Origin of the sequence: Trichocoleus sp. DQ-U1 (genome assembly GCF_039961925.1) — a bacterium.
Lineage (GTDB): Bacteria > Cyanobacteriota > Cyanobacteriia > Cyanobacteriales > FACHB-T130 > FACHB-T130.
On sequence record NZ_JAMPKB010000099.1, the window covers coordinates 1 to 15,900 of the forward strand.

Here is a 15,900-nt window from a genome sequence, read left to right on the forward strand (position 1 = left end):
GCTCCCATTGGTCATCGCGCAGGGCATACCGTCGTGTCATTGCTCAGCCTTTTCTTCTCTCTCTTGCTCTAGCTTATCTAATTGATGACACGCCCTAGCAAGACTGCGAGAGCGAGCGCGCCTTTAAACCTCACTCTCCTGACGCGGATCGTCGCTGGGAGGATGCCAGCCGCCTTGCACCCAAAACCGACGAGATTTTTGAATAAAACCATCATTATGAAACTCATCATTAAAGTCAAGACGATTACAAGTAGCTCTACCTGTAGGGGTCATCCCTAAAATCTTGATACCGTCTGCTGTCCAGATAAAATGCTCTATCCACTGTTGCTGACGAGGATTAAATAAGGAGATTTCTTCTTGAGTCGCCGGGTCAATTCCAACTACAAAATTATAACGACGCTCATTACAGCGACGGCAAGCTAAAGCTAAATTTTCAATCTCATCAGACCCTCCCAAAGACTGCGGCAACAAATGCTCTATGGTGAGTAGAGATGTACTCAAAAATTCAGGAGAATGGCAATACTCGCACAAATATTTTGCTCGTTGCCGTACCAACTGTTGGAGCTTGTTTGAAATCGTCACGGTTGAGCAGAAATTTGGGCGTTGATGTAGGTAAAAATCATGTCTAATTCTCCTATACCCTCCAGTTCAGCAGCTTCTTCTGGCGTGAGCAAATCAGCCTTTTTTTTATCCAAAAGTTCTTCCATCCGGGACTGGAGTTCTTCTGTGAACTTGAAAAGATTCATATTCTTTACTTTTTCAACTCGGATGCCAGTCGTTAGCCAAGAAGAGGGTCTAATTACTACTGGGGTCATAACATTTTTATAGTAGCTTTAGTTCGGTTGTACTATTATAGCGATCGCGCCTTCACACTTCATATCTATGAGCGATGAATAGTTAGGGATGCGATCGCTGTACTCCAAAATGCCCAAGTAGACGCAAGTTTTATTGCTTCTATAGAAAGGGTTAGAGGTAAAATTTGACAAAATTGCTACAGAAAACCATGCAAAAGTTGCTTACTACCGGATTGAATACAGCAGTGGAATACTCTAATGAATAAACCGACAGGAGATGACATAGGCGACTCAGTAAGTAGTTCGCGGGAAAGTTGGTTTGATAGAAAGAAAGCCTGGGAGTACATAAGCCGTTACTTTCAAGATGGCAAAAAAGAGATTCGGATCGCCTCCGGTTTTTTCACTATAAGGGGTTGGGGACTGATCCGAAGATACACAACTGGTAAGCGTGTTTACCTCCTGGTTGGTATTGACGACCCCGGCGAGGATCGAGCAAGAAAAGCTCTGATCGATGAAATCATGCGCGATCTGCGTACTGGCTTGGACAGAGATCGACGACAGACCGTGCTTGATTTAGTAAAAAAAATGGAGTCCGGTCGTTTACGCCTTGTAGATGCTAGGGCTACAGACCATCATGCCAAGCTCTACATAGTTGACTGTAAGGTAGCTATTATGGCTTCGTCCAACCTAACTGGACGTGGTTTGATGGAGCAAATTGAGTCTGGCAATGTTATCACTAAACGTTGTGAAGTTGTCGCACTTGCGAATGACTTTGATAATTACTTTGCACAAGCAAAAGACATCACTCAGGAACTACTAGAAGCCCTCCGGCTCTGGCTCAATTTTGTGCGTCCTTGGGATGTTTATCTAAAAACTATGCTGGCTCTGGAAGACCTTCAATCTGTCAAGAGCAACTATAAAAAACGACCTGTTAGTTACCAGATAGACATGATTGCTCAAACACTGCGTCAAATCCGCGATTTTGGAGGTTCGATGCTCGTAGCCTCTACCGGGCTAGGCAAGACTGTGGTCGCAGTTCATGTGGCATTACACCTGCGTGAAGAAGACGAGATTGATAATGTTATGGTTATTGGTCCAAAGCCAGTTCGCAACATTTGGAAGCGCGAAATGCGTGATGCTGCTCTACCTTGCGAATATTTTATTCGTCAGGCTTTGGACAAAGAAAGTTCCGCTCAAGATGGTAGCCTTGAATTCTTTGAAGAAATTGCAGAGAATATTCACCAACAGCGTTGGCTGCTAATTATAGACGAAAGCCATACTTTTAGAAACCGCCACAAGCAAGATTTATTCAATATGAAAAAGCAGCCAGCAGAAGCTAGGGCATTTGTTAGGCTGAGAACGCTTTTTAAAGAAAACAACCTCAAGGTATTACTTCTGACTGGCTCACCTTATGCAAGAGATATTGACAACATAAATAACCAGTTATTTTTATTGCCCCATACTGCTGAAAGCCGTGTTTTGTTGGACGAATATGTAGATGATGCACGTTCATGGCACATCAATGAGACTGATGAATTTATTCACTTACCAGTAGCTTCCCAACTAACTACGCCTCACGTAGCCAAATATTACGGTCAACCGGATGGACAAGAGACTTACATCACCTTTGGGGAAGATAAGAAATACATTCCAAGGGTAACATTACACAGTGTTACTTTCCCTCTTCTACTAGAAACAGAACTCACCACAGCTATTGTTGATGGCTACTTTGATCTAAAATCACCTAAGCCAATGTTTAGAGAACTCATAAGAAGATTGGTCAAAATAGCGTGGTCAAGTTCACCTTTAGCTATTCGCGGAGTGCTTGAGAATGTTATTGATACTCCAAGAGGAAAAAATGAGTATAAACTTGGAAAACTAGAGTTTGCAGTTACACGCCAGGAAAGACAAAAAATTATATTACCTATAATTGAAAAACTGCATGAGTACAATTTTGAGAGTGACACTAAACTAAAATCACTTTGTCTCATTCTTCAAGAGCTTCAGCAGAGGTCAGAAAAGGCTATTATATTTTGCGAACGGCGGGCAACTATTATTTACTTGTTACAAGCTTTAGCTAAGTTAATACCTTCCCTGCGTGTAGCCACTACGATAGAGCAGGGAGAGTCTATACATAAATACGAGATGAAGGAAACTAAAGAAATAGAGAAACTTATTAAACAGTTTGCACCAGTAGCTAACGATGCTGAAGGCAAGTATGAGGAAAATTATGATGTTTTTATTTCAACAGATGCTCATGGGGTCGGTGTCAATATGCAGGATGCGTCTATAGTCATTAATTATGATATTGATTGGACGCCCATTAGTCCAGTCCAGCGTGCTGGTCGCATACTGCGTTTTTGGCATTCTCCCCGAACAGTTGAAGTATATACTTTTATTCCTACTTTGACGGATAAGACAAATCTTAAATATGATCTGGTAGGCATCAGACGTCGCTGGGAAAATCTTATGGCACGTCATGAGGAGTCTAGAAAGTTGACTGATTTGTCTGTCTTAACTGCCAGGATTACACAAAAAATTAATATGTCAGATGTGGCATCAGAAGTAACTATAAGATCGGGGCAATTAGACCTGGAAGCTATAGCCGATATGGATATTTCTCCGTATTTCCAGCACACAGCTAAACTACAGGATAATCGTGATTATGCCAAAACTATCCTTAGTGATATTATTAGTGCCAAAGTTTACTCAGAGCATAGCCCCTCAATTTACGTTCTGCTGAATCATAATGGTAAGTATCATGGGCTTGTTTATAACCCTAAAACTAAACAATTGCGTGAGCCAACTGTTGTTAAGCTCCTCGATCTAATTGCCTGCACTGAAGATACTGAAACGGCTTTGGTTGATTACGACCAAGCTGAAGAATTGAGTGATGCTTGCATTCAAGCTTGGTGTGACCAAGAGGGTATTAAACCTGAAGATGTTGTCCGAGAATGCGCCCTGTACCTGAAACCAGAGAATGAGGGGGATACTGTCAACAATTGGTTTAATGCTCAATAAACGAATTACTAAAGCAAAGACGAGATCGCATCCTCACCCCATCTAGAAACGCGATCGCACTCTTCCCCTCTTTCTTCCTACGCCCCCATCCCCGAATATTGTTTCAATCCCCGCCGCCACATCCAACGATTCCAGACAAAAAACAGCAAACACCAACCGAACATTGCCAACAAACCCCGCCCTAAATCCACTGGCAACCCTACCAACAAGGCCGCCGGGAAATGCACCAGATAGGGAAATGGCGTCCACAGCACCACCTCACGCACCGCTGGCGGAAAAACTTCTAGGGGTGCCACAACGCCAGAAAGAAACAGATACAGCAAAAACCAGAATTGCTCGATGGCGCTAGCGCGTTCCGTCCAAAAAGCGAACAGAGCAAACGTGTATTGGATGAGAAAGCGGAGCGTGAAGGCGATCGCTAACACCCCGAAAAATAATAAAATTGTCCCCACACTCGGCAACCAAAGAGCCTTCGGGTAGAGAGTGAAAAACAAGATTATCAACCCCGCAATGAACGGTAAACGGGCAAGGCGTTCGGAAAGATGAGAAGCGACATGATGCCACACCGGGTCTAAGGGTTGCAGCAGTCGAGAAGACAACGTCCCTTGTACCACCTGCTTCTCAAAATCCCAAATCACCCAAACAACCGTAAGCTGCCTAACCAGAAAGGCTGCAATGAAATAACGGGCAAAATCTACTGGCGAGAGTCCAAATTGCCCGCCTTGCGCTGCTGCCTCCATCCAAATCCCCATCAAGATGAAGGGCACAGAACCTGATAGCGCCCACAAAAATAGTTCTGCCCGATACTCCAGCATATGAGCGTAATAAGCTAGCAATAAAGCTTTCGCGATTCTAATTGCTGAACTCATACAACGACTCCCGCCCGAAACACCTGACCGATTACTTCTTCAATCGGCGGGTCAGTCACCGCCAAATCCAATACATCCATTTCCGCCAAAATTTTAGCAACTGTGCGCGTCAGCGCCTCCCGCCGCACCAGCAACCGCACCACTTGACCTTCTACTGCTTTGATTTCGCCATAAGACTTTAAAGATGCCAAACTTCCCCTTTCAAGATCATCTTTGGGTAGCGGATGCGTCAACTCTACTTTTACCTCGCGGTAGGGGGCAAAGCGATCTAGGAGTCCATCCAAACTGCCATCATAAATTAGCTGACCTTGATGAATCAGTAGCACCCGCTGACACAAGGCAGTAATGTCTGCCATGTAGTGGCTGGTTAAGAGAATCGTCGCTCCATAGAGCTGATTGTACTCTCGCAAAAATTCCCGCACCCCCACCTGAGCATTGATATCCAGCCCCAGCGTTGGCTCATCCAAAAATAGTACCTTGGGCTGGTGGAGGAGGGCGGCTAACAACTCAGCCTTCATCCGTTCCCCCAAAGAAAGCTTTCGCACCGGCTGATTCAGCTTGCCTTGCAATGAAAGCATCTCAGTCAGCTCCCCCACCATCCGCCGAAACTCTTTGTCGGAGATGTTATAAACAGCGGCGTTTATCCTCAGCGAGTCCATCGCTGGCAAGTCCCAGAGCAACTGCTGCTTTTGCCCCATCACTAGCGTAATTTGTTTTAAAAAGGACGCCTGACGCTGGAAAGGAACCTGTCCCGCCACTCTTACATTCCCTGCGGAGGGATGGATTAACCCCGTGAGCATCTTCAGAGTCGTCGTTTTTCCCGCGCCATTGGCACCTAAAAACCCCACGACTTCCCCCGGTTCAATCTCGAAGGAGACATCTTGAACCGCCTTTACCTCGCGGTAGGTGCGGCGCAGAAAGTGCTGTAATGTCCCCTTAAGTCCGGGTTCTTTAACCGCCACTGGGTAGACTTTGCTCAGTTTCTCAGCCGAGACAATAGGCATTGCAATTAGCTTTTTCTATAAATCTAACTTGATACTCTAAAAAGCGGCTGGATGTCCCTATCCAATGGCAAGACTTAAACAGGTATCCTAGATTACTCTCGATTCCAGATCGAGCTTTTCCAATCTCAAGGTATTTACGTTTTTGTCTATCTACGCCATAAACAGCAATGGGCAGTTTGCCGATGGTTGGGGGTTTCAGATGGATGATATCAACGAAATAGGGCAGAGGTATCCCCTGCCCTAGATAGCGCCGCCTCTCGTTAACTTACGGACTATGCATAAACTCGACCGTTGAGATAATAGTCTCGCGTACCCTTGGCGTTGATAGCTTCTCCCAACCGATTTAAAGCATGGACGTAAGCTGCTGTTCGCATCGAAATCGCTAGTTCCTGAGATATCGACCAAATTTTCTCAGTTTCTTCGACCATTTTTTCCATTAAGCGTTGATTGACTTCTTTGAGCGTCCAATAAAGTCCGCTGCGATTTTGTACCCATTCAAAGTAGCTGACTGTAACACCGCCCGCATTAACTAAAATATCGGGAAAGACGTAAATTCCTCGTTCTTCCAAAATTCTGTCAGCCGCCGAACTAACTGGACCGTTGGCGACTTCAAAAATATATCTTGCTTTGATATCTTTGACATTCGCCTCATTAATTTGATTTTCTAAGGCGGCGGGAATCAAGACATCCACATCTAAAGCTAAAAGTTCCTCGTTGCTGATGACTTCGTGTTCATCCATGTGGCAAACGGTGTCTTGGCAGTAGAGGGCTTTAATACCTTTGCTGGAGACTTTATATTGCCGAATACTGGGAATATCTAAACCTTTTTTGGAATAGACACCACCTTGGGAATCGCTAACCGCAACAACTTTATATCCGGCTTTGTAGAGTAATTCTGCTATCTCTGCACCAGCATTCCCAAATCCTTGAACGGCTACGGTTGTCTCTTGAGGGAGTCGATCGACTTTGCTCATGATACTTTCAATCACAAAGAAAGCACCCATAGCGGTAGCAGTATCTCTGCCTAAACTACCCCCCATTGTTAACGGTTTGCCGGTGACAACGGCTGGAGTAATTTGACGGCGGATGATACTGTATTGATCCATCATCCAACCCATAATCATGGGATTGGTGTATACGTCGGGTGCTGGAATATCCACGTCAGGGCCAATAAAGTCTGCGATCGCATCCACATAACCCCGACTCAACCGTTCTAACTCCATCTTCGAGAGTTCTTTCGGATTCAGCGTAATTCCCCCTTTCGCTCCGCCAAACGGTAAATTTAATACCGCACACTTAAAAGTCATCCAAAAGGCTAAGGATTGCACTTCATCCATTGAAACATTGGGGTGATAGCGTACCCCTCCTTTAGTCGGCCCTCTGGTATCATCGTAACGGACACGATAGCCCTGAAAAATCCTCAAAGTGCCGTTATCCATCCGGACAGGAATTGAAACGGCTAAACTGGCTTTTGGATATTTTAAGTGTTCGGCTGCATCGTCGGAAATAGAAACAAATTTTAGGGCTTGTTCTAATCTTTGGCTAGCATCAGCAAATAATGAGTCTGACATCCCACGATTCCTCCTGTTGCACGATCAAGCTGGTATGCAAATACAAATTTCACTTTAAGAAAAGCAGAATGGTGCAAATTAAGCTAATTCTTGAGGATTGGAAGTGAAAAAGTTAACTGGTATGCAGCATAACCAATTACCCATTACAAACCCTACAAGTAATGTTTAATTACACCACCTGTTTCAGTAGATTCTCGCAATAGAAAACGATTGCTTTGGCTAGGGTTCTTAATTAAGTAGGCAAAAACCGAACCCTCTCTAAACCTATTTTTCAATCGGTAACTTTGCGAGTTGCTCATTGTCGAGTTTCTCAGCAAAGTGAGGATTTTTGGTTTATTGTTACCGACTTAATAAGTGTGCGCGTCGCACGTATTGCAATTAATTTTCTTTCTTGGAAGACGCTTAACTTTCCCTACCAACATTAAAACACAAAAAAAACTGTATTATATGTAACATTTTAAGAATAAGCGACACAATTCCGGTTTAAGTGGAGTTTGGGACAGCGGATGAGGGGGGATGACCCATCAGCGCGATCGCTGTTTATGAAATATCTTGGAAATTAGTGGCAAGCTCTCTAAAGCAGTGTGAAACTGTAAACAGAGGAAATAATTCTCGTCTGCCCTGATGTCAAGCAATCAGTTCTTGTGTCGGCTGAATTCTTATGATTGAAATCTTAGCCGCACTCTCTGCATCTGCGGCGGCAGGAATGAGAGTAGCTCTTCCCTTGCTGGTAATTGGTCTATTGCATAGTACCAATCTCTGGTCAAGCGTGCCCCTATTGTCGCGCTTTCCTCCTCCTGTCGTTTTAGGAGTGCTAACCAGCTGGTCGTTATTTGAGCTGTTCGCCTCGAAAAAGCTGTTGGGTCAGCGCGTACTGCAACTGATCCAGCTACTTTTCAGCCCAATTGTCGGAGCGATTATGGGCGTTGCCGTTGCCCAAATTGCTGGCGCTACCACTGGCCTTCTCTGGATAGTTGCTGTGGTGGGCAGCTTATTAGCGTTCGTCCTCCAGCTAGTTCAGGTCGGCTGGTTCTACCGCTTGCGGCGTTTACCGCTGTGGGTCGTCTTTTTGCAAGATGTTCTGTGCGTTGTCTTGGTCGTCTTCGCTTTCGATGCGCCCAAACATGGAGGACTCATCGCCTTACTCTTGTTGTGGCTAGCTATTCGCAGCTCCAAGGAATGGTATCGCTGGTATCGAGGACAAAAACGCTCTAGGGGACACTATCAGCAACCCGACTAAAGGAAAGCAAAAGTAAAAAGGCAAAAGAAAGGATTGTTTGTTTTTAGTTTGGCTTTTTTACTTTTTTGTTTTATTTTTAGTTTTTACATTAGTCCGACAAAGTGTAGAGGGCCGCGACCGCTAATTAACTCGATTACTAAGGCAAGAAAGCCAAGCATTGCCAGCCGTCCGTTCCAGACTTCTGCTGCTGTGGTCATGCCCCACTCCCAGCGCTCTTGGGGATACATTTTGACTTTCTTCTTGAGCTGCGTGACTTGGGATAGCTTCAAGCTGGGGGCGTCGAGAGCATCAACCACCAAAGTCGCCATTGCTTCAATAAAGCGGGGATGAGTATCTAGTGCTGGCACGCGGCGGAAGTCGTGGATGCCAGATTCTTCTGCCAGTTCGCGGTACTCAATGTCAATTTCTTGTAGGGTTTCGATATGCTCGGAGACAAAGCTAATCGGTACAACCAACAAATTTTCGACTCCCTTGGCTCCCAGTTCTTTTAGAGCGTCTTCGGTATAGGGTTTAAGCCACTCGACTGGCCCGACTCGACTTTGATAAGCCAAGGTGTGGGAATTGGGTCGATTGAGGGTCTGCATAATTAGAGCGGTGCAGTCCTCAATTTCTCTTTGATAGGGATCTCCGGCTTCTTCAACGTAGCTGACAGGAACACCGTGGGCGCTAAAAAAGAGATGAACTTGGTCGGGATTGGGAAATTGGTCCAGTTCTTGGGTAATCAACTCAGCCATTGCTTGTAGGTAGCTGGGTTGGTGATACCAGGAGGGAATGACGGTGTATTCGATTCGGCTCAGTGCTGGGTCTTCCTGCCACAGTCTTTCTAAAAGGCGGAAGCTGGAACCGCTGGTGCTGATGGAAAATTGAGGATAGAGGGGCAGAATTACCAGGTGTTCTATGGCGTCGCGTTTGATGCGAGCGATCGCTTCTTCTGTAAAGGGATACCAGTAACGCATCCCGATGTAAATATTCGCTTCTTGTCCTTGTTGCTGCAATTTTGCCTGAAGCGCTTCTGCTTGGGCTTCTGTAATCCGCCGCAGTGGGGAGCCGCCCCCGATTTCCCGATAGTTTTCTTGCGATTTTTTGGTTCTTAAGGTGGAAATCAGCCACGCTAAGGGTTTCTGTAGCCCAGAAAAGGGTATGCGAATAATCTCTGGGTCGGAAAACAGATTAAACAGAAAAGGCCCAACATCCTCTAAATCATCCGGCCCACCCAGATTTAGTAGCAAAACTCCTACACGACCCATAGCGGTTACAGTTTCCAAATCTTTCATTTTCGTTACTGATTTTAACAATAATATTCTTTTAAAGGTTCGGGTCTGCAATAAGAGATACAGATTTTAACTACGGGTAGAGTAGTGGCTACTATTTTAAGTACTTGGAGTTATCAACACCAATGGCTGTATGATGCGATCGCTCGTTTAGCTGCTGTGAGTGTAGGCGGGGAAGCAAGATTTCGTCAACTACCTTTGCAAGGGTTAACGATCGATTCAGAAACGTGCTGCTATGCATGAAATGGAACCCGATCGATTGCGGCAAATTCTCCAAGAAGTTTACCGGGTACTAAAACCGGGAGGTATCTTTGCCTTGGTCGATTTTCATCGTCCCACAAATCCGCTATTTTGGCCTCCAAGCTCCCTATTTTTGTGGCTGTTTGAAACAGAAACCGTTTGGCAGCTGTTAAAGACGGATTTGGCTGGGTTGTTGCAGGAGATTGGGTTTAATCTGGTGGAAGAACCGACTCTCCATGCAGGTGGAAGTTTGCAGGTGATTCACGCCCAGAAATAAACCACTCCAGAACGCACCAGAAACAGAGCCAGGGGGAAGCAGCGCCTCTACTCTGCATTCCCAGATACACGAATTAGCTGCAAATGAGACGCCTTCTCTTGCCTCACAAGCAGCTACTCGCACCCGAAAATCAAGGAAATATATCACGATGAAAAGCGAAACAATTGAGCTATTATCAAGCCGAGAGTTAGATAAAATGCGTCAGGCTGGACGCTTGGCGGCTGAACTCCTCAACCATCTAGAACCGATGGTCAAGCCAGGAGTCAGTACCCTAGAAATCAACGATGAAGCCGAACGCTGGACTTTGGCTCACAAAGCGAAAAGCGCCCCGCTGGGCTACAAGGGATTTCCCAAGTCTCTTTGCACCAGTATCAACGAAGTGGTCTGTCACGGCATCCCCAGCGCTAAACAGGTTCTCAAAGAAGGAGACATCATTAACATTGATGTGACGCCGCTGGTGGATGGCTACCACGGCGATACCTCTAAGACGTTTTTTGTCGGGAAGCCCTCACCCATCGCGAAAAAGTTGGTTGAGGTGACGCTGGAGTGCCTAAACAGAGGAATTGCTGAAGTCAAGCCGGGGGCGCGGATTGGCGATATTGGGGCAGCGATTCAACAGTACGCTGAAGGAGAAGGTTTTTCTGTGGTGCGGAACTTCGCGGGACACGGTGTTCACCGCATTTTCCATACTGCACCAGAGATCCTCCATTATGGTAGACGCGGAACCGGGAAGCGTCTGAGACCGGGCATGGTTTTTACGATTGAACCGATGATTAATGAGGGAACTTGGGAAGTCGAGCTTCTCGACGATGGGTGGACAGCTGTCACACTCGATCGCAAGCTCTCCGCTCAGTTTGAGCATACGGTGGCTGTTACTGAGTCAGGCGTCGAAATCCTTACCCAAGCTTAAGATTAGGGGTTCCCCAATCAAAGGTTGCTTTGTCGGTATCGAGAAATTGCTGGGAATTTATCAGGAGCGTAGATGCACCAGGTTTTGGTTAAAAAATCTAAAATTGTTTGGCTTCTACCCAATTCTTCGCCGCAGTACCTTTGGGAGGATAAATTCATGGAAATCCCTGAGGTGAAAGCATCCCCCGGCTTATAGCCGTGGGGAGTTTCAACGGCGTTGTTTTTGTAATTCAGCAACTTGTGCTTCTAGTTTGTTGATACGCTGCTTGAGTTCGATTACCAGAGTGGCTAGGCGGTCAAACATGGGGTCTGCTGAGGCTGGTCGATTGCCTCTAGGGGCGATAGGAGGCGCTGGTTTCGTTGAGCCGGTTCTTCCAGAGGGGGACTGGTTCTGTCCTTGTAACTGCGACTGTAGCTGATTTATTTGCGATCGCAATTGATAAGTTTCGGATTCCAATCTAGAAATCCGCGATTCTAAGTAAGATGACTCTTGCGCCAGTGTTTGTTTGGGCAGCAAGGCGATTCCCAACATGATGGCAAGGCAAAACAACTCCATTTTTCTGAACATACATTATCGATCCTCCTAGGGAGGACAATGCGTGTGTTGGTAATTTCATGGGGCACTCAGCGATCGCTTTCACCAAGCGATCGCCCTAAATTAAATCAGAACAAGCAGGCTGTGTGGGTGTATCGATTGATTCAGGCGCTTGGACTTTCGTCTTTCTAATTTTTGATTTTTTGCTTTGCGTCCAGCTACAGATATCACGCGCTAGCTGTTTCCCATTGACTGCACAGTTAGAAGCTTTTTTGGTAAACTCTTCTACCGATGTAGTCGGGTCGCCCGGTCGAGATTTCACAAGACCATGAGCGCATTCATTCCGGTCGTAGCTCCAGAGCCTCACAGCATCAATCAAATCTTCCCTAGTTTTATACGGAACTTTCTCATCCCGCCTTTTCCATTCCTGAATCAATCTTCCTAGGAAAGTTTCTTTATTTGTAAACTGATGAGTTTCTCCGGCTTCTTTCAGTCTAACAACTAAGTAACTGAGAAGCCGATCTGAAATGATGCTTTCCGCAATCATAATTGATTCCACGAAAACACTTTCTTCAGAAAGTGCTAGTAAATGTTAATTAAGTTGTTTTCGCTTTCCCCGTTCGGCGATTCTGCGTCAAGCGCTGGAGCATCAATCGGCTCAGGACTACATAAATCATACCTTCGTGATTTTCAGGCAATCTTTCAGAGCCGCGAGTCAGGATTCTTATCTCTTGGCGCACCGCTGCTTCCTATCTATTTACAAACAGTCTCTTAAACATAGCCAGCGCTAGCCCTAACCTTCACAGGAACTTTATCTTATCCTCTATCTAAAGACGTATCCTTTAAGGCGGTAAGCCCTCGTACTGTATGCTTTAGGGATTAAAAAATTCAGTGTATACAGTGATTGCATCTATCTAAAGTATGTATTTTTTTGATGAGGATCGAGTGTAGGTGCTTGCGAACGCCAGAAAAGGTGTGTCATTCTTAATTCAACAAGCGAGCGCACTAAAGCTCAAAAAATTCACAAGCAAGCTAATCGCTAAAAGCATCTACATAATTTGATACTTGCAATCGCTCTTACCCAACCTCTCAAGCATTACTTGAAGAGATGGGAAAGATTCGCTTGGATTTCTGAGAAGTGTGGAGCGATTCTGAAAGGAAAGCTTACCTCAAACTAACTCTGACATTAACGTTCACCGTAGAGACAGGAAACTAATGACTAACGCAAATTTACTGAAAAAGTTACCAATGGCTGCTACTTTAAAAAATGCTGGAATTAGCTTAGCGAGTTTAGCTGCTGTGCTGAGTAGTACTCCCTCCTATGCTGCAAGTTTTACCTTTAATCCTGCAAACACCCAGACAATTGGTAGTGTTACAACAAGCGATGGAGAGGCCATCTTAAATTCTTCTGGGACATCTGATTCCGAGATAGAGCAATTCTTGGGCTTAAATGCAGGTAGTTTAGACGCTGTTCAAGGTCAAAATGCTACTAATGGTTCTGCTCTGAAAACAACAATCAAAGCCAAAGCAGGAGATGTATTTAGTTTTGATTGGAAGTTTAACGCTGGTGACTACCTGCCATACAATGATTTTTCCTTTTTCTCCATCGGTTCTGTTATCCAGAAACTAGGTGATGTTGCTCTATCAGGTAATTATGGTGAAGCCAACGGAGTCAATACTACTTATACTTTCACCGCAGATGGAATTTACACTGTAGGGTATGGGGTTCTCAATTTGCTCGATAGTGGGCTTGATTCAAAGTTAACGATTAGCAAAAAAGGTGCTTACACTGAAACAGCTCCTGTTCCTGAACCTGCTTCTGTATTAGGTCTGTTAGCATTTGGTGCTATGGGTGCAGGTTCCCTGAAGCGCAAACAGCAGCAGAAAGTTGCAGTCAAAGCATAAGTGAATAAAAACCGAATTTAATTTAGTTGCTGCTGTATCCAAGATACAGCAGCTTTTCAATTTAAGTTTTCCTAGTATACGATCGCTCTTATCCAGTCAATGCGCTCCTCCATGCACTCAAAGGCAAACTTATAGGATTGAAATTTGATGATATTTTTGGTTGTTTTAGTTTTCATCCTATTAACCTTTGCGAGAGTCCGCAGTATGGCACCCACAACAGATCGGTCAAATTCCTCAAAAGTCAGGTTGTGTACTCAGCGTTAATCTTCACATAGTCATAACTCAAGTCGCAGCCCCAGGCGACACCAGAACCCGAACCATTCCCGATGCTCAGCGCGATCGCAACAGTCTGATCTTTGAAGTTGGTAGGTGAGGCGGGGCGACCAAATGCAACAGGTTGACCGGACTCTACTTGCATTAAGTCATTGCTGGAATCAGTGCTGAGTAACTCTTTTGCCGACGCCGCCGCCGCTTGTTTTAAATAAGCACTCGCCGCCGCCCGATCGAAGGGCAACGGTTGACCATTTTCCATCAATAAGAAGTCCCCTAGCTGAATGCGGAGATGTTCTTGATCGAACAGCACTCCGGAACGACCCGCCGCTGCTGCAATTCTTCCCCAGTTTGGATCGTGCCCAAACACGGCTGACTTAACTAAGGATGAACCGACAACCGTTTTGGCAACCTGACGGGCAGCTTTTTCATCAGATGCGCCGGTAACTTGCACTTCAATTAAGCAGGTAGCCCCTTCGCCATCACGGGCGATCGCTTTCGCTAAATATTGGCAAACTTCAGTCAGCATCGCCTCTAATTTCTCGGCGTCTGGTCCCATCTCGGTAATCGCTGGGGTGCGAGATTCCCCATTTGCTAAGGCGATCAGCGTATCGTTGGTACTGGTATCGCCATCTACGGTAATTTGGTTAAAACTTTGGTCAGCGGCTCGACTCACCATTTTTTGCCAGAGAGAAGGAGCAACCGCCGCATCGCAAGTGACAAAAGCTAGCATCGTCGCCATGTTGGGATGAATCATCCCAGATCCCTTTGCCATACCGCCTATTCGCACCGGGCGATCGCCAAAAGTGGTCTCTAACGCAATCGATTTCGTCACTAAATCGGTAGTGACGATCGCTTGGGCTGCTGCATCGCCGCCGGTTTCAGAAGCAGCAGCGACCAATTTAGGAATTCCATCTCGCAGGGCATCCATCTTAATTCGTTGCCCAATAACGCCCGTAGATGCTAGCAAAATAGAGTCAGAGGAAATATTCAGTATTTGAGCCAACATCTGAGCGCTTTCAATCGCGTCGATCCAACCTTGGGAACCCGTGGCGGCGTTGGCTTGCCCAGCGTTGCAGAGAATTGCGTGGGCGCTGTGTTTGGTAGAGAGGTGCTGACGGCAATAATCGACACAAGCGGCGCGTACTTGACTGGTGGTGAAGACGCCTGCTGCGATCGCTTCTACCTCTGAATAAATTAGCGCTAAATCCGGTAAGCCTGAAGGCTTTAGTCCGGCGGCGATTCCAGCCGCCCGATACCCTCTAGGAGCCGTTACTCCACCACTAATGATTTGCCAGTTTGTCATCACTCCCCCTGAAAGATAAATGATGCAAATTTTAGCAATTCTCAGGGCTGCGGTGAGTGTTACTGAGTCATAAATTAAATTGGACGCGATCGCGTACCGCCCTTTGGGCATGAAAACAGCAAAGCGAGGCGTTAGCCTAGCGCCCAAAAAGTCAGTTCGCGTTGTGGATGTTCTCTACAGTTCACTCCCGTTCTACGCGAGCGATTGGGAAGAAGCGATCGCGTCCCCAGCAGCGCTGTCTAGTTTCGGAAGTTTGCGACTGGCACAGGTTTTCGCGGATCGGATTGCTAAAAATGGTGGTGAGTCTTTTAGGCTTGTAAGAACTAATCGTCCATCAGGCGACGAGCATCTTATCTCAAGCAAGCGGAAGTTCAGAAGCGATCGCTTGACCTTAATATCCTTTAATCTGTAAGCCTCAATACTTCAATTCTTCACCCGATAATGAAGCAATAAGACACCACTTGCATAGATTTTGCTGTCGGTGTGTTCTAAAGCGGTTTGCTTGATGACTCCAGAAAAAAGTGGAATGCCCGAACCGAATAGTACCGGACTCAACTTCAGGATGATCTCGTCAATAGACCTCTTGCAAAAGTCGTCGCTGGGGTAATATGGGGTCTAAAATTAGACGATTGCTAGCTGCCAGTCATAAGTTTTACTCATCTTACCTTTGACTGAGCCGAAGTTCATA

At 45.8% G+C, this 15,900-nt stretch carries 14 protein-coding genes and 2 pseudogenes; 6 read left to right on the plus strand and 10 right to left on the minus strand.

Annotated elements, in window-relative coordinates:
* Positions 1–123: 123 nt before the first annotated feature.
* Both NDI34_RS24965 and NDI34_RS24970 read right to left on the minus strand, forming a co-directional pair.
* Positions 124–582, minus strand: a complete 459-nt coding sequence (locus tag NDI34_RS24965) for an HNH endonuclease signature motif containing protein (RefSeq protein ID WP_348234145.1) — start codon at positions 580–582, stop codon at positions 124–126.
* Positions 579–815 (minus strand): hypothetical protein, encoded by a 237-nt coding sequence (locus NDI34_RS24970; RefSeq protein WP_348234146.1) that lies wholly within the window; start codon positions 813–815, stop codon positions 579–581. Before NDI34_RS24970 ends, NDI34_RS24965 begins: the two co-directional genes overlap by 4 nt.
* A gap of 237 nt (positions 816–1,052) precedes the next feature.
* On the opposite strand from NDI34_RS24970, the gene NDI34_RS24975 reads away from it, so the two are divergent.
* Entirely contained in the window at positions 1,053–3,815 is a 2,763-nt protein-coding gene (locus NDI34_RS24975) for a helicase-related protein (RefSeq protein WP_348234147.1), read from the plus strand.
* 77 nt (positions 3,816–3,892) lie between these two features.
* On the opposite strand, the gene NDI34_RS24980 is transcribed toward NDI34_RS24975, so the two are convergent.
* From NDI34_RS24980 to NDI34_RS24990, 3 genes are all read right to left on the minus strand, one after another.
* Positions 3,893–4,684, minus strand: coding sequence for an ABC-2 family transporter protein (locus tag NDI34_RS24980; protein ID WP_348234148.1), 792 nt, complete (start codon positions 4,682–4,684; stop codon positions 3,893–3,895).
* Positions 4,681–5,688, minus strand: a complete 1,008-nt coding sequence (locus tag NDI34_RS24985) for an ATP-binding cassette domain-containing protein (protein ID WP_348234149.1) — start codon at positions 5,686–5,688, stop codon at positions 4,681–4,683. Before NDI34_RS24985 ends, NDI34_RS24980 begins: the two co-directional genes overlap by 4 nt.
* A gap of 272 nt (positions 5,689–5,960) precedes the next feature.
* Positions 5,961–7,259, minus strand: coding sequence for a Glu/Leu/Phe/Val dehydrogenase (locus NDI34_RS24990; RefSeq protein ID WP_190535225.1), 1,299 nt, complete (start codon positions 7,257–7,259; stop codon positions 5,961–5,963).
* Between the two features lie 661 nt (positions 7,260–7,920).
* Between NDI34_RS24990 and NDI34_RS24995 the strand changes: the two genes are divergently transcribed.
* Entirely contained in the window at positions 7,921–8,499 is a 579-nt protein-coding gene (locus NDI34_RS24995; protein WP_190535228.1) for a DUF4126 domain-containing protein, read from the plus strand.
* Positions 8,500–8,582: 83 nt separating this feature from the next.
* On the opposite strand, the gene hemH is transcribed toward NDI34_RS24995, so the two are convergent.
* A complete protein-coding gene (hemH, locus tag NDI34_RS25000) occupies positions 8,583–9,746 on the minus strand; it encodes a ferrochelatase (RefSeq protein WP_190535339.1) in 1,164 nt (387 codons plus the stop codon).
* Positions 9,747–9,857: 111 nt separating this feature from the next.
* On the opposite strand from hemH, the pseudogene NDI34_RS25005 reads away from it, so the two are divergent.
* Positions 9,858–10,287 (plus strand): annotated as a pseudogene (locus NDI34_RS25005) (methyltransferase domain-containing protein).
* Between the two features lie 148 nt (positions 10,288–10,435).
* Positions 10,436–11,197, plus strand: a complete 762-nt coding sequence (gene map / locus NDI34_RS25010; protein WP_190535230.1) for a type I methionyl aminopeptidase — start codon at positions 10,436–10,438, stop codon at positions 11,195–11,197.
* Positions 11,198–11,404: 207 nt separating this feature from the next.
* Here the strand turns inward: map and NDI34_RS25015 are convergent, their stop codons facing one another.
* The gene (locus NDI34_RS25015) at positions 11,405–11,764 is read right to left on the minus strand and encodes a hypothetical protein (protein ID WP_190535233.1); all 360 of its coding nucleotides are present in this window, start codon (positions 11,762–11,764) and stop codon (positions 11,405–11,407) included.
* Between the two features lie 85 nt (positions 11,765–11,849).
* Positions 11,850–12,290, minus strand: a complete 441-nt coding sequence (locus NDI34_RS25020) for a hypothetical protein (RefSeq protein ID WP_348234150.1) — start codon at positions 12,288–12,290, stop codon at positions 11,850–11,852.
* Between the two features lie 656 nt (positions 12,291–12,946).
* On the opposite strand from NDI34_RS25020, the gene NDI34_RS25025 reads away from it, so the two are divergent.
* Positions 12,947–13,636, plus strand: coding sequence for a PEP-CTERM sorting domain-containing protein (locus NDI34_RS25025; protein WP_199300536.1), 690 nt, complete (start codon positions 12,947–12,949; stop codon positions 13,634–13,636).
* A 241-nt stretch (positions 13,637–13,877) separates the two neighbouring features.
* On the opposite strand, the gene argJ is transcribed toward NDI34_RS25025, so the two are convergent.
* Positions 13,878–15,212 carry a bifunctional ornithine acetyltransferase/N-acetylglutamate synthase gene (argJ, locus tag NDI34_RS25030; RefSeq protein WP_190675411.1) on the minus strand — a complete coding sequence of 445 codons (1,335 nt, stop codon included), beginning with the start codon at positions 15,210–15,212 and terminating at the stop codon, positions 13,878–13,880.
* A 109-nt stretch (positions 15,213–15,321) separates the two neighbouring features.
* On the opposite strand from argJ, the gene NDI34_RS25035 reads away from it, so the two are divergent.
* Positions 15,322–15,624, plus strand: coding sequence for a hypothetical protein (locus NDI34_RS25035; RefSeq protein ID WP_190535238.1), 303 nt, complete (start codon positions 15,322–15,324; stop codon positions 15,622–15,624).
* 11 nt (positions 15,625–15,635) lie between these two features.
* On the opposite strand, the pseudogene NDI34_RS25040 reads toward NDI34_RS25035, so the two are convergent.
* Positions 15,636–15,788 (minus strand): annotated as a pseudogene (locus NDI34_RS25040) (dihydrofolate reductase); the annotation flags it as partial.
* Positions 15,789–15,900: the final 112 nt, after the last annotated feature.